Annotated in this window: 14 protein-coding genes; 11 read left to right on the top strand and 3 right to left on the bottom strand. The window is 66.5% G+C overall.

What is annotated here, in order from left to right:
* Positions 1-238: 238 nt before the first annotated feature.
* The 4 genes from JL100_RS35390 to JL100_RS35375 all read left to right on the top strand — a co-directional run bounded on the left by JL100_RS35390 (position 239) and on the right by JL100_RS35375 (position 2,872).
* Positions 239-511, top strand: coding sequence for a hypothetical protein (locus tag JL100_RS35390; protein ID WP_202683834.1), 273 nt, complete (start codon positions 239-241; stop codon positions 509-511).
* A 183-nt stretch (positions 512-694) separates the two neighbouring features.
* On the top strand, positions 695-1,579 hold the full coding sequence (locus tag JL100_RS35385; RefSeq protein ID WP_202683833.1) for a helix-turn-helix domain-containing protein: 885 nt from the start codon (positions 695-697) through the stop codon (positions 1,577-1,579).
* Positions 1,551-2,000 (top strand): hypothetical protein, encoded by a 450-nt coding sequence (locus tag JL100_RS35380; protein ID WP_202683832.1) that lies wholly within the window; start codon positions 1,551-1,553, stop codon positions 1,998-2,000. The genes JL100_RS35385 and JL100_RS35380 overlap by 29 nt, the downstream gene beginning before the upstream one ends.
* 65 nt (positions 2,001-2,065) lie before the next feature.
* The gene (locus JL100_RS35375; protein WP_202683831.1) at positions 2,066-2,872 is read left to right on the top strand and encodes a hypothetical protein; all 807 of its coding nucleotides are present in this window, start codon (positions 2,066-2,068) and stop codon (positions 2,870-2,872) included.
* On the opposite strand, the gene JL100_RS35370 is transcribed toward JL100_RS35375, so the two are convergent.
* On the bottom strand, positions 2,839-4,206 hold the full coding sequence (locus JL100_RS35370) for a formimidoylglutamate deiminase (RefSeq protein ID WP_228421826.1): 1,368 nt from the start codon (positions 4,204-4,206) through the stop codon (positions 2,839-2,841). The genes JL100_RS35375 and JL100_RS35370 overlap by 34 nt on opposite strands.
* Before the next feature lie 175 nt (positions 4,207-4,381).
* On the opposite strand from JL100_RS35370, the gene hutI reads away from it, so the two are divergent.
* The 7 genes from hutI to JL100_RS35335 all read left to right on the top strand — a co-directional run bounded on the left by hutI (position 4,382) and on the right by JL100_RS35335 (position 12,459).
* The gene (gene hutI, locus JL100_RS35365) at positions 4,382-5,557 is read left to right on the top strand and encodes an imidazolonepropionase (RefSeq protein WP_202683884.1); all 1,176 of its coding nucleotides are present in this window, start codon (positions 4,382-4,384) and stop codon (positions 5,555-5,557) included.
* The gene (gene hutG, locus JL100_RS35360; RefSeq protein ID WP_202683829.1) at positions 5,557-6,390 is read left to right on the top strand and encodes an N-formylglutamate deformylase; all 834 of its coding nucleotides are present in this window, start codon (positions 5,557-5,559) and stop codon (positions 6,388-6,390) included. Before hutI ends, hutG begins: the two co-directional genes overlap by 1 nt.
* Positions 6,387-8,069 (top strand): urocanate hydratase, encoded by a 1,683-nt coding sequence (gene hutU / locus JL100_RS35355; protein ID WP_202683828.1) that lies wholly within the window; start codon positions 6,387-6,389, stop codon positions 8,067-8,069. Before hutG ends, hutU begins: the two co-directional genes overlap by 4 nt.
* Positions 8,070-8,230: 161 nt before the next feature.
* The gene (locus JL100_RS35350; protein WP_228421825.1) at positions 8,231-8,761 is read left to right on the top strand and encodes an RNA polymerase sigma factor; all 531 of its coding nucleotides are present in this window, start codon (positions 8,231-8,233) and stop codon (positions 8,759-8,761) included.
* A gap of 5 nt (positions 8,762-8,766) precedes the next feature.
* A complete protein-coding gene (locus JL100_RS35345; protein ID WP_202683827.1) occupies positions 8,767-9,549 on the top strand; it encodes an anti-sigma factor family protein in 783 nt (260 codons plus the stop codon).
* A gap of 44 nt (positions 9,550-9,593) precedes the next feature.
* A complete protein-coding gene (locus JL100_RS35340) occupies positions 9,594-10,361 on the top strand; it encodes an SDR family oxidoreductase (RefSeq protein ID WP_202683826.1) in 768 nt (255 codons plus the stop codon).
* Positions 10,362-10,617: 256 nt separating this feature from the next.
* Positions 10,618-12,459 carry an ATP-binding response regulator gene (locus JL100_RS35335; protein ID WP_202683825.1) on the top strand — a complete coding sequence of 614 codons (1,842 nt, stop codon included), beginning with the start codon at positions 10,618-10,620 and terminating at the stop codon, positions 12,457-12,459.
* Between the two features lie 17 nt (positions 12,460-12,476).
* Here the strand turns inward: JL100_RS35335 and JL100_RS35330 are convergent, their stop codons facing one another.
* On the bottom strand, positions 12,477-13,577 hold the full coding sequence (locus JL100_RS35330) for a PAS domain-containing protein (protein ID WP_202683824.1): 1,101 nt from the start codon (positions 13,575-13,577) through the stop codon (positions 12,477-12,479).
* A 136-nt stretch (positions 13,578-13,713) separates the two neighbouring features.
* Positions 13,714-14,178 (bottom strand): hypothetical protein, encoded by a 465-nt coding sequence (locus JL100_RS35325; protein ID WP_202683823.1) that lies wholly within the window; start codon positions 14,176-14,178, stop codon positions 13,714-13,716.
* Positions 14,179-14,197 lie beyond the last annotated feature (19 nt).

The raw sequence follows: 14,197 nt of genomic DNA, 5'->3' as shown, positions 1-14,197 counted from the left end.
GTCGACGCCGACAGGCCGGCAAAGTGCGCGGAGTTTCACCAACGACCCGCCGCAGACTCGATCCAACCGCGCCGACCTTCACCATAGAACACGGAGCGTCACGGAAGTCGGGATCAAGCGCGTGCATTCTCACCAACGCGGGACGCTGGACGGGATCGGGTATCGGTGAAATTCGACGCGGATGATATCGCCCAATACAGGCCGGCAGGTCCCCAAGGTGGCCAGTCGGGATCCTGCGATGGTGAAAATCGACGCACTTGGCACCTTCGCGGCGGGACGCCTGGGCACTGGTGAGAATCGGCGCGGTTCCACGAATCAGGACTCGCGGCGACCTTTGCCAGTCAAGTTGGTGAAATTCAACGCACTTCAGGCGCGAATCCGGCGGAAAGCCTTGCGCACGCCAATAGTGCGTCAATCTTCACCAGCATGTGCGTCCTGTTTCACCAACGCGCCGCCGATCGTGCTTGCCACGATCCCGGACTTTCCTTCCGACTGGTCGGCGCAGGCATGAAAATGGCAGGAGGAACGATGGACAAGTCCGGATCTTAGAAACAAGGCGCGCTGCCCTGCAGGCGCCTTCCCGAACAGAACAGAGTCACGGCAGCTTCCCGCAAGCCGCCCCGCAGGTGGAAATCCATGGTTTCCGTCGCGTGGATCTTATCGGGTTGCACCAACTTAGCAAATGATCAGGATCATGGACGCTCAATACATGGGCAGCCGCTGGGGAACTGTTGCCGCATCGATCATGCGACGGCCCGGTATCTCGGTTGCCGCGAAAGCAGTGTACGCCGCCCTCGCCACATACGCGGACCGCGCGGGATGGATCTGGGTGAGGCAGGAAACCATCGCGACCGACCTCGGCAGGTCACGGGCCTGGGTGCACGCCGCCATCTCGGAACTCGAATCCGAGGGCGTGGTGCTGCACGACCGGCAATTCATCGAGGGTCGCCAGCGGGCGAGTCGGTACCGGCTGCTCGACGGCTTGGCCCGGCAGGCGGCAGACGCGATCAAGCCGGTGTCGAAAGAACCTGACCACGCTGTAAAGCCTGCTGACACGAGTCATCACGACGAAATAATCATCTCTCTCTCTCAAGACGAGGGAGAGCAAAATCGCAGCTCGATCCAATCGGAAGGGAAACCCGCGGCGCCTGATGTCTCCACGATACCCGACGGCTGGCTGCCGACGCCGGCCGACATCGCCTGGGCTCGCGGCAGGATTCCGGCCCTGGACGTATCCGCCTTCACGGAGACTTTCGTTCTCTCCTGCCAAGCCAAAGGCTACCGGTATGCCGATCCGTCCGCGGCCTGGCGCCGCTGGCTGATCGAACCCAAGGGCGCGCTGCCGCTGGCCCGTTCCGGCCCGAAGCCATCTTCCACCGAAACTCCCATCGAAACTTCCACCGACAAGGACCGACGCCATGACCGCGACCCTCGCCCGCACCGTGGTTCCGATTTCCCGTCCAGGGTCCCGGAACGGCTTGGCGGCCTCGCCGAACAGAACGCGGGTCGAGCGGCTGCATGCCTGGAGCGAATCCTGGGCCGACGAGCCGTTGCCGCATCTGCCGGAGCTGCCGCCTGACCTGATCGATTGCCTGCCGGAAGCGGTCCGGCACGCCCGCGAAGCCCTGGCGCCCGGCGATCCCGGCGAGGTGATGGCGGCCCTGGTTTCGCTGGCGTCCCGCCGGGGTTTTCCGCTGCCGGACGAGATCGCCCTGGAACTTGACGTGGAGGTGATCTCCGCTTGGCCCAGGGACCTCTGGCGCAAGGCGTTCCGCTGCGTCTGGGAACAATTCCGCTACCGCCGCATGCCGGAGGTCGCGGATTTCCATGTCTTCATCGAGACCGACCTGGCGGAACGGCGCAGTCGCCTGCACCGGCTTGAGTCCCTGCGCCTGAAGCTGGAGACCGTCCGCATGAAACGGGCCTGGGACGAGGAATTCCGGTCCAGGCGGACCCGGCCTGACCGTGCGGGATTGTCGGATCGGGGGATGGACCGATGAGCGCGCGCCATGCCGCAGCATGGCGACGATAATCCCCCGGCATTGGATTGGAAAGGACCGGGGCCATGAAGCTTGCCAAGACCCTTGCGCTCGTGTGGCTGATGCTGGCCGCGGCGCCGGCCGGTGCACGCTCGGAACCGTTCCTGGGGGCCGCGATCGTCGGCACGCCGGTGATCGGGCTGAGGTACGAGAACGTGCCGACGGATTTCCTTGTTTCCAGCGAGCACATCTTCGAACCCACCGTCTCCAGCTCGGCGACCGGTGGCGGCAGCGCTTCGGGCAGCCTCTTCGGTTCCGAAGGCGTGTCGACGGGAGAATTCCTCACCGGCCTCGCGGGCTCCGCCAGCCTTGATCTGGATGGCAGGGGGGCGGCGCAGGTCAGCCTGGCGGGAAGGGTGCGGACGACCGCGACCGTCACGGCGCCGGCACCGGGCGAACCGCCGTTCTTCACCTCCTCGATAACCGTCGGGCCCAATACCTTCATCGAACTCCAGGAGCTGGAAGACGTCAGGTACAGCCTCTTCTATAATTTCTCGGTCGTGCTGCCCTCCGGCGAGGGGGATATCGAGCTGTTCAACCGCACCAACAGGGCCGAGTGCGTCCAGACCGGTGAGACGCGCTGTTCCACCTTCTTCGACTCCGGGTCGGGTCCCTTTCCCTTGATTCCATCCCCGGAACGCCCCGTGGTCTTCGACACGGTCCTCCGCTACACGGCTACACTGGAAAGCCTTGCCGTGCCGGTCGACGAACCCGCGCCGGCCTCCCTGATGATCACGGCCCTGGCCCTGCTCGGCATCTCCGGACGCGTGTGCCGGCGCATCGCCCGCCAGCTCCCAGGTTACCCCAGGATTCCGGCCATGACCCGCACATAGTCCGACCTTATACGGTCGCGGGCGACATGGTGCCCGTCGGCGACGACGCGGCGGCCAGCGACATGGACGTCGCGCACGCAGGATCGGTCGCCTGCGAAGATCCAGGAGTCGATAATCCGCTCGACCGGCCGGCCCGACAGGGAAGGGTGGGTTTCGTCCAGGACGACGAAATCGGCGCGCTGCCCGGCCTGGAGCCCGTCAACCGGCTGCCCGAGCGCTCGGGCGCCTCCCGATACCGCCGCCCGGAACAGCGACTCACCCGTTCCGGCGCCAGGGGCGCACAATATGTTGCGGCCTCGCGAACTCAGCCTCTGGCCATACTCCAATAGCCGCAGCTCCTCGGCGAGGCCGATATGGATGTGGCTGTCGGAGCCGATCCCGAACCGTCCGCCCTCCGCCAGATAGCGCGGCCCGTCGAACAGCCCGTCTCCCAGGTTGGCCTCGGTCTCGGGACAAAGGCCGGCGACTGCCCCTGAGCGCGCCAGCGCCCCGGTCTCCGCCACGGTCATGTGCGTCGCGTGGATCGCGCACCAACGGCCATCGACCGGCAGCGAGTCCAGCAGGTACTCGACGGGCCGCCGTCCGCACCAGGAAAGACAGTCCTCGACCTCCCGCGTCTGCTCGGCGACATGGATATGGACCGGCCCGCCGCCTGCGAGCGGCAGGATCCGTTCGATCTCCCCGACCGTCGCCGCGCGCAGCGAATGGGGCGCGATGCCGATCCGGGCGCCCGGAAGAGATTCGAGATGCCGACCGGCGCTCTCGACCAGCCGGGCGAAGCCGTCGGGGTCGTTGACGAAGCGGCGTTGCCCGTCCGCCGGCGGCGCTCCGCCGAACCCGCCATGGGCATAGAAGACCGGCAGCAGGGTCAGGCCGATGCCGGTCGCCGCGGCGGCCGCGACGATGCGGCCGGCCACCTCGCCGATGTCGTCGTAGGGCCGGCCCGCCGGATCATGGTGGAGATAGTGGAACTCGCCCAAGGTGGTGAACCCGGCTTCCAGCATCTCGCAGCAGACCAGGGCCGCGATCACCTCCACGTCGTCGGGGGTCAGCCTGTCGAGGAAGCCGTACAGGGTGCGCCGCCATGTCCAGAAACTGTCGGCGCTGTCGCCGCGTTGCTCGGCGAGACCGGCCATGGCGCGCTGGAAGGCGTGGCTGTGAAGGTTGGCCATGCCCGGCACCACCACGCCCCCGAGACGTTCGGCATCGCCGCGTTCGGCATCGGCCGTAATGCTCGAAACCATTCCCGAGCCATCGACCGTGAACAGCACGTCCCGGCTCCAGCCATGGGAGAGCAGGGCATTGTCCGCGAAAAATCCCCTGACTGGCTCCAATTCTCCGACAAGCTCCTTGAGATATCCCGGGGGGACCGGAATGCGAATCCTGGACACCGGTGGTCGAGCGGCGTTAACTGTAAATAACAATATCCGTAGAAAATCACCCACGGCAAGAACAAGGGGATGGCGCGTGAGGCTGGATCGCCTTTGGACCAATGCGCGGATCGCGACCATGGAAGCATCCGGACACCCCTGCGGCACCGTGCCCTACGGCGCCCTGGAGAACGGCGCGGTCGGGTGCCGGGACGGCCGGATCGCCTTCGTCGGACCGTCCGATGCCGCCGCCGTCCATGAGGCCGAAGAGATCATCGACTGCGCGGGACGCTGGATCACGCCGGGCCTGATCGATTGCCACACCCATCTGGTCTATGGCGGCGACCGGGCCGCCGAGTTCGAGATGCGGCTCCAGGGAGCCACCTACGAGGAGATCGCGAGGGCGGGGGGCGGCATCCTGTCGACCGTCACCGCGACGCGCCTGGCCGACGAGGACGCCCTGGTCAGCGCTTCCCTGCCGCGGCTCGATGCCCTGCTGGCCGAAGGCGTCACCACGGTCGAGATCAAGTCCGGTTACGGGCTGGAGACGTCGGCCGAGCTTCGCCAGCTCCGCGCCGCCCGCCGGCTGGGCCGGGAGCGTGACGTGGGGGTGGAGACGACCTTCCTGGGCGCCCACGCCACTCCGCCCGAGTTCGCCGACAGCGGCAGCTACATGGACCATGTCATCGGCGAGATGCTGCCAGCCGTCCAGGTCGAGGGGCTGGCCGACGCTGTGGACGCCTTCTGTGAAGGGATCGCCTTCTCGCCGCCCGAGGTCGAACGGCTGTTCGAGGCGGCGCGCGCCCTCGGCCTGCCGGTCAAGCTCCATGCCGAGCAGCTTTCCCCGCTGCACGGAGCCGCCCTGGCCGCCCGGTTCGGCGCGCTGTCGGCCGACCACGTGGAATATGCCGACGAGGCCGACGCCGCGGCCATGGCGGAGGCCGGGACCGTCGCCACCCTGCTGCCCGGCGCCTTCTATACCTTGCGGGAGACAAGGGTGCCGCCGGTGGACCTTTTCCGCCGGGCCGGCGTGCCGATCGCGATCGCCACCGACGCGAACCCCGGAACCTCGCCGCTTACGTCGATCCTGCTCACCCTCAACATGGCCTGCACGCTGTTCCGCCTGACGCCGGAGGAGGCGCTGGCCGGCGTCACCCGCGTCGCCGCCCGGGCGCTCGGCCGGGACGACGAGATCGGCACCATCGCGCCGGGCAAGTGGTGCGACCTCGCGATCTGGAACATCGACCGGCCGGCGGAACTGGCCTACCGCATCGGCTTCAATCCCCTCCATTCCCGCGTCTGGCGAGGCCGGTGATGGAAGCGGCAGATCTGCCCGTCGTCGAACGGGGCGACGCGCCTCTGATCCTGTCCATGCCCCATGTGGGGCTGCGGATTCCCGGCGCGGTGCGGGACCGGCTTGCCGACCGCGCGCTGGAACTGGAGGATACCGACTGGTGGATCGACCGCCTGTATGATTTCGGCGGGGAGCTGGACGCCACGGTGGTCCGCGCCACCGTCTCGCGCTACGTCATCGACGTGAACCGCGATCCCGGCGGAGCCTCCCTCTATCCCGGCCAGGCGACCACCGAGCTTTGCCCGACGACGACATTCGACGGCATTCCCCTCTACCGCCCTGGCGCCGCCCCGTCGCCCGAGGAGATCGACCGAGACCGCCGCCCCTACCACGCCGCCTATCACGAGGGTCTCTCCGCCGAGATCCGGCGGCTGCGGCAGCGTCACCCGCGGGTCGTGCTCTACGATTGCCACTCGATCCGCTCCGTCGTGCCGCGATTATTCGACGGCGAATTGCCCGTCTTCAACATCGGGACCAACGGCGGCGCCTCGTGCGCGCCGGAGGCGGAGGAGATCGTCACCCGGGCCTGCGCCGAGGCGGAGGGCTTCAGCCATGTGGTCAACGGCCGTTTCCGCGGCGGCTGGATAACACGCCATTACGGAGATCCCGGGGACGGCGTCCACGCGATCCAGATGGAACTGGCCCAGCGTGCCTATCTCGCCGCCGAGGCGCCGCCCTGGACCTACGATCCGGTTCGGGCCGGGCGGCTTCGCGCCGTGCTGAAGCCCATGCTCCACCGCCTTGCCGCCTGGGCCGCCGATGCCGCCAACGGCCAGAAAGGATCAGCCCCATGACTTCCGTTCCTCCTTCCGGCGCCCGGCTCGACAATGCCCGCAAGATCCGCAGCCCGCGCGGCACGGAGCTGACCGCGCGGAGCTGGCTGACCGAGGCGCCGCTGCGGATGCTGATGAACAACCTCGATCCGGAGGTCGCCGAGAAGCCGGAAGCGCTGGTCGTCTATGGCGGGATCGGACGTGCCGCCCGGGACTGGCAGTCCTTCGACCGCATCGTGGAATGCCTCAAGACCCTCGGCGAGGACGAGACGCTGCTGGTCCAGTCCGGCAAGCCGGTCGGGGTGTTCCGCACCCACCGGGATGCCCCGCGCGTCCTGATCGCCAACTCCAACCTGGTGCCGCGCTGGGCCGACTGGGATCATTTCAACGCGCTCGACAAGGTCGGGCTGATGATGTACGGCCAGATGACCGCCGGGTCCTGGATCTATATCGGCAGCCAGGGAATCGTCCAGGGCACCTACGAGACTTTCGTCGAAGTGGGCAGGCGCCACTATGGCGGCGACCTCGCCGGCCGCTGGATCCTGACCGGCGGCCTCGGCGGAATGGGAGGAGCCCAGCCGCTCGCCGCCACCATGGCGGGCGCCTCGATACTGGCCGTGGAGTGCCAGCCCTCGCGCATCGAGATGCGGCTTCAGACCGGTTATCTCGACCGCAAGGCCGATACCCTCGAAGAGGCGCTGGCGATCATCGAGCGCGCCAGGGGCGACCGCAGGCCGGTCTCCGTCGGACTGCTCGGCAACGCTGCCGAAATCTTCCCGGAACTGGTGCGGCGCGGGGTCCGGCCCGATGCCGTCACCGACCAGACCTCCGCCCACGACCCGCTGAACGGCTACCTGCCGGCCGGCTGGAGCCTTGCCGAGTGGGAGGAGAAGCGCGAGCGCGATCCCAAGGCGGTGGAGGCGGCCGCGAAGCGGTCCATGGCCATCCAGGTCAAGGCCATGCTCGATTTCCACGGCCAGGGCGTGCCGGTGCTGGACTACGGCAACAATATCCGGCAGATGGCAAAGGAGATGGGCGTCGCCAACGCCTTCGACTTCCCCGGATTCGTTCCCGCCTATATCCGGCCGCTGTTCTGCCGGGGTATCGGCCCGTTCCGCTGGGCCGCCCTGTCGGGCGACCCGGAGGACATCTTCCGGACCGACGCCAAGGTCAAGGAACTGATCCCCGACAATCCCCATCTGCACAACTGGCTCGACATGGCGCGCGAACGGATCCGCTTCCAGGGGCTGCCGGCCCGGATCTGCTGGGTCGGGCTGGGCGACCGCCACCGGCTGGGTCTGGCCTTCAACGAGATGGTCGCCAGCGGCGAGTTGAAGGCACCGATCGTGATCGGGCGCGACCATCTGGATTCCGGATCGGTCGCTTCGCCCAACCGGGAGACCGAGGCGATGCGCGACGGGTCGGACGCGGTCTCCGACTGGCCGCTGCTCAATGCGCTGCTCAATACCGCCTCCGGAGCGACCTGGGTATCGCTGCACCATGGCGGGGGTGTCGGCATGGGGTTCTCCCAGCATGCCGGCATGGTGATCGTCGCCGACGGAACCGCGGAAGCGGCCGCCCGCCTGGAGCGGGTGCTCTGGAACGATCCCGCCAGCGGCGTCATGCGCCATGCCGACGCCGGCTACGAGGAGGCGCTGGAGACGGCGCGCGTCCACAAGCTGGTGCTGCCGAGCCTCTAGGCGGGTTGCCGTCGGAAGAAAGCTAGGATTGCCGTGCCAGATTCGGCCGCGCCTGCCGACGATAAAGGCGTATTCTCTTCTGGGTCTTTACCATACTGGAATAAGGACATGCCTTTTATCGTCTGGTCAGCAGTGCAGGGCGGGTGTATCTCGGTGAAATAATGAAAACAACAGAAGACCACATTCGTAGCAATCTGGTGCAGCTGTATCCGAGGTTGAAACGTTTCGCCGTCAGCTTAACTGGTTCGTTGGATAGCGCGGAAGACTTGGTTCAACATGCCTGTGAACGGGCTCTCGACCGATCCGAACAGTGGATTTCCGGAACCCGTCTCGACAGCTGGTTGTATTGCATCATGCATCGTGCCTGGATCGACGAGCAACGCAGCGCATTCCGCCGCACCCGTGCGCCTCTCGATGAGGCATCGGATGTGGAGTGCGAGGAAGGGGCTGTGGCGGCCGAGAACCTGTTGATGCTGGACGCCGTCTATCGAGCGCTTCTCCAATTGCCGGAGGAACAGCGCAGCGTGTTGACATTGGTATGCATAGACGGTCTCAGTTACAAGGAAACGGCTCAAATCCTCGGCATCTGCGTCGGCACGGTCATGAGCCGCGTTTCCCGCGGACGTCTCGCCCTTGCCAAGCGGATCGAAGTGCCTTCGCCCCGGTCGGACAATATCGTGAAGTTGTGGTGATTGCGATGGTTGTCGATGACGATCTTCTGGCTGCTTATGTCGATGGTGAGCTGGACTCCGATCAGCTTGCGGAAGTCGGCAGCTTCCTTGCCAAGAACGAGGGCGCGCGCCGAAAGGTGGAGGAACTGCGTGCGGTTACCGCCCGGCTGCGTACCCACTGTTCGGATCAGCGCTTCGGGGCGCCTCCGGAACGGTTCCTGGCCCTGGCGGATCCCGACCGTCCCGCCGTGATGAAGCGATCGCTGCTGCGGACCTTTTCGGACAGCCGGTGGCGACGGCATGCTCTCGCCGCATCGCTCCTGCTCCTGATCGGCGGCAATTACGTCTTCGACGCGGCATGGCGATGGTCGCAGGAGGCCGCCTCGATGAGCGCCGAGATCCTCGAGGAGATCGCCGAGTATCACATCATCTATGCGCGCGAGAAGGAACATCTGGTCGAGGTGCCCGCGGCGCGGAAGACGCACATCGAGCAATGGCTGGGCAACCGGCTGGACCGGGAGCTGATCGTCCCCGACCTGTCACGCCAGGGGCTGGATTTCGCCGGAGCCCGGATGCTGGTCCTGGCGGGCAACCCTGTCGCCCAGCTGATCTACACGCGCTCCGCCGGGGCGCCGGTCGCCCTTTGCATCACGGTCGGCGAGCCGAGCTCCCGTTCCTTCGCCGTGGAGAAGCACCATGGCATCAATGTTGGCCACTGGAACGAGAACGGATATACCTATGTAGTCGTCGGTGCCATGTCGAAGGACGATGTCTGGCGCGTCGCCGCCGAAGTCGAAGTTCAGCTTTGACGCGGGCACGACGGCCGGACCGATAAGTAATACTGGAAACGCTCGTGTCGAAGACGCTTTTTGACCTCACCGGCCGCACGGCCCTCGTCACCGGATCGTCCCGAGGCCTGGGCAATGCCATGGCGCGCGGGCTGGCCGAGGCCGGGGCCGCCGTGATCCTCAACGGCTCCGATGCCGGCCGCCTCGCCGCCGCCGCATCGGCCTTGCGGGCCGGCGGCCACACCGTCCTTGAGTCCCAGTTCGACGTGACCGACGAAGCGGCGGTCGCGGCGGCTTTCGACGCCCTCGACCGGCAGGGCGTCGAGGTCGATATCCTGGTCAACAATGCCGGGATCCAGCTGCGCAAGCCCATGGTCGACCTCTCGACCGAGGAATGGCGCCGGGTCATCGAGATCAACCTGACCAGCGCCTTCGTGATCGGGCGCGAGGCGGCCCGCCGCATGATCCCGCGCGGCCGGGGCAAGATCGTCAATATCGGTTCCCTCATGAGCGACCTGGCCCGCGCAACCATCGCGCCCTACACGGTTGCCAAGGGCGGGATCAAGATGCTGACCCGCGCCATGACGGCGGAATGGGCCGAGTCCGGAATCCAGGCCAACGCCATCGGCCCCGGCTACATGATGACCGACATGAACCAGGCCCTGATGGACAACCCGACTTTCGATGCCTGGGTAAAGGGCCGGACGCCTTCCCGGCGGTGGGGCCGTCCCGACGAGCTGGTCGGCACGGTCGTGTTCCTGGCCTCGCCGGCGTCCGACTACGTCAACGGCCAGATCATCTATGTCGACGGCGGAATGGTGGCCGTCCTGTGACGCGGGCTTTCCGCAGCCGCCTTATGCCTATTCCGGGCAGGTGCATCCGTCCCATCGGTATACGCCGATTGGCTTGAGCTCCGATCGGGAAACCTTTCCAGTCATGGTTGTTCGTTAGCTGGGTGCTGATACGGCTCGGTCCTGTCTGTTCGTTGCAATGAGAAGATTCAATTAATTGCCCGCAAGATCCGACGAGGCCTCTTTATCGGCGCGAAACCACCGATTTCCGGAGCCACCGGATCGCCGGGAAGGGCTGATGATCGATCATGATGTCGAGCATGCCCTCGCGATTGCCGAAGATGCGCGTGAGGAGGCTGCCCAGCTTTCAATAGAGCTCGACAGGGTAAAGACGCTTCTGGTAGCGAAGACACTGGAACTGGAGCATGCCAACAGGAAGCTCGAGCAACAGGCAATGCTGCTTGATTCCCTGTCGCAGCAAGTGGAGGACAATGCCCGCGAGGCGCATGCCGCGGGGATCGTCATGGAGGAGGAGCTCCAGATCCTCATCGAGGAGCTGACCGCTTCGAACGACGAGCTTGTCCGCGCCAACCAGGACCTGGAACATCGGGTCGCGGATCGTACCCTGGAGATCCAGGAGAGCGAACGGCTCCTGTCCATGGCGCAACGCTATGCCGGGGCGGGAACCTGGGACTGGCGGATCGACACCGGCGACTTGACCTGGTCCGACAGTTTCCTGGATCTCTGCGGCTTCGACCCCCACACCACCATACCGTCGCGGGAGCGGTGGCTGGAGAGCATCCACCCTGAAGACCGCGCGGAATCGGACCGGATCCTGCAGGAGGTCCTCACCAGCGGTTCCGGCGACTTCTTCCTGCAATACCGGATCACGCACCCGCACAAGGGTATCCGGTGGCTGGAGGGGCGGGGCCAGATCCTCCGCGACGGCCAGGCCCGTCCTGTCCGCATCACCGGACTGAACCTGGACGTGACGGACCTGAAGCTCGCCGAGGAGGCCCTGTGCAGGGCGCGGGACGAGGCCGAGGAGGCCAGCCGGGCGAAGTCGCGGTTCCTCGCGTCCGTCAGCCACGATCTTCGCCAGCCCGTCACCTCGGCCAACCTGTTCCTCGACCTGCTGATGCGGCGGCAGCTTGGTCCGGGCGAACGCGAGCTGGTCGAACCGCTTGCCAACAGCCTCGAAAACCTGACGGGAATGTTGAACGGGCTGCTTGAGGTGGCGCGGCTGGACGCCGGCATCGTCCGGGCCGAGCCGCGCGTCTTCGACCTCGACGACCTGCTCCAGCGCCTTCATGGCGAGTTCCAGGGGCCGGCCCGGACGGCCGGTCTCCGCTTGCACATGCCGCCCGTAAACCTGGCGGTCCGGTCCGATCCCCTGCTGGTCGAGCTAATCCTGCGCAATCTCGTCTCCAATGCGATCAAATACACGCTGGAGGGCGGCGTGACGGTGTACTCCCGTGTCCGTGACGGGCAGGTCGTCCTGGAGGTGGGCGACTCCGGACAGGGCATCGCGCCCGAGGAGCTCGGCCGCATCTTCGACGACTATTATCAGATCGACGACAAGGCGCACGACCATTCCCGAGGGTTCGGCATTGGCCTCGCCACGGCGCGCCGGGTTTCGCAGCTGCTCGGAACCCGGATCGACGTGACCTCGGAAGTGGGGAGGGGTTCGGTCTTCTCGCTCTGCCTGCCCTTCGCGGGCGATGAGTCCGCTCCCGCCGCCGCCGTCCGCGGCGTCGCCTGCGATATCCTGGCGGGGTCGTCGGCCCTGGTGATCGACGACGAGCCGCTGGTCCTGCAGGCGATGGCGCTGATGCTGGCTTCGTGGGGTCTCGGCGTCCATGCCGTCCGCACCCTGGACCAGATGGAAATCCTGTTGTCCGGGCTCGACGCCCCGCCGACCCTCGTGATCGCCGATTACACGCTGGGCCATGGCCAGCGCGGCACCGAGGCCGTCGCCATCGCCCGCCGTCACGGCACGAGGGCCGCGATCCTGCTGACGGGCGACACCTCGCCGGACCGGCTGGCGGAGGCGGAGAAATCCGGTTGCCATCTGGTTCACAAGCCGGTCCTGGGGGACAAGCTGAAGGCCCTCGTGAAGGATATCTGCAGCGCGGCCTGACCGGCGGTTCGACGGCGTCAGGGTTCTACGGAATGCAGGTCCAGGGCCGAACGGGGCACGGTCAATTTCACTGTCCAGCCGGCCGCCGGGTCGACCGTCAGTTCGGCTCCGAGCTGCTCGACCAGTACGTCCACGATATCGCCGGCAGGGAAAATCTCCCCGGAAGGCATCGGGCCGTCCCCGCGTCCCGTGTCACTGATCGCCAGTTCGATCGTGTCGTCCTGCCGGCGATGCCTGAAGACCACCTGGATCGTGCCGTGCTCCGCCAATCCGATTCTGATGATGCGCTCGATCCTGGCAGCGATCAGTTCGTTGGCGATCAGGCCCAGGGGCACCGCCGCCTGGATGTCGCACATGAAGGGATCGGCATCGACCCGGATCGCGACCCGTTCCTCGAAAAGGGTCCCCAGCACCCCGCAGGTTTCCTCGAGATGCCGGCCGAAATCGATCGCCGTCCACTGGTTGAAACGCTCCAGCTGCTCATGGATGCTGCCGAGCACGCGGATGCGCTGCGTGATCAGGTTGAACTGCTGCCGCAGCCGGGGATCGCCGCGCCCGACTTCCAGGTTGAGAAGCCCGACGATGGTCTGGAGGTTGTTGCGGACCCGGTGATGGATTTCGAGGATCAGGCGCTCGCGTTCGGCCAATCGTTCCTCAAGCTCCTGCCGGGCGTTGCGAAGCGCCCGTTCCGCTTCGGCCTGTGCGGTGACGTCGTGCTGGTATCCGACGAAATAGGCCAGCATGCCGACCTCGTCGAAGATCGGGCTGACATGGAGCTGGTTCCAGAACGGTGAGCCGTCTTTCCGGTAGTTCAGCAGCGTCATGCTGACGGCGCGCGCCTCCTCGACGGCGTTGCGCACCGCGTTGCTGGCCTCCCGGTCCGTATCCGGCCCGCCGAGGAAGCGGCAGTTGCGCCCCAGGATCTCGTCGCGCCCATAGCCGGTCAGCCGCACGAAGGCATCGTTGGCGAAGATGATCGGGTTGTCGGGCAGGCGGGGGTCGGTGAGTGTGGTCGGCGTATGGGATGCCTGGACGACCGCGACGAAAGGCCAGCTCTCCAGGTTGGGCTGGGCCTGGACCACGCTGCGGTTCTGTGGAGCACCCTTGTCTGCGGCCATGTCGACAAAACCGGAATTATTGCTGATACCGGAAACTGCAACAGGCGATGTGCCCCTGTCGTCTCATGGGATCGCAGCATTGGCGGCACACTCCGGCGCTCCCGCTGCCGCGGGCGGGACCGCCGGACCCGTGAACCTAAGGGGCCTGCTCCGACCGGCCCTCCCGCGACGCATCGTCCAGCTCCACCAAGCGGTCGGCCACAAGGCCGGTCGCGTAGGCGTAGACCGCCTTGTGCAGGAGGTCGATCGCCTGTTCGTCCCTCGGCCAGGTCCAAGGCAGGGCGCCGACGCCGGTCGCGTTTTCCAGGCTCTGATCGTTGATCAGCCTGAGATTGAGGAAAATGAAGGAACCGACCGGGCCGCGGATGCCGTGCCGGGCCATCAGGGCGCGCACGGCACCCAGCAGGATGCCCTGGCCCCAATGCATGGTCCAGTTCAGGCCGAGCCGCTCCCTGTCCGGCCTTTCGGGCAGGCCGAGCAGGCGTTCCAGCGTATGGGCCGGGACATAGGAGTTGGGCCGGCCGGTCACCGCCTGCTCCAGTTTCTCCGCCAGCGTCATCGCGGCGACGCCTGCGACCCCGGCCAGGAGGCCGCGCAACATGACGTCTCCGGTACCCTGC

The organism is Skermanella mucosa (genome assembly GCF_016765655.2).
Taxonomy (GTDB): Bacteria; Pseudomonadota; Alphaproteobacteria; order Azospirillales; family Azospirillaceae; genus Skermanella; species Skermanella mucosa.
This window is presented reverse-complemented; position numbering and strand designations above follow the sequence as displayed.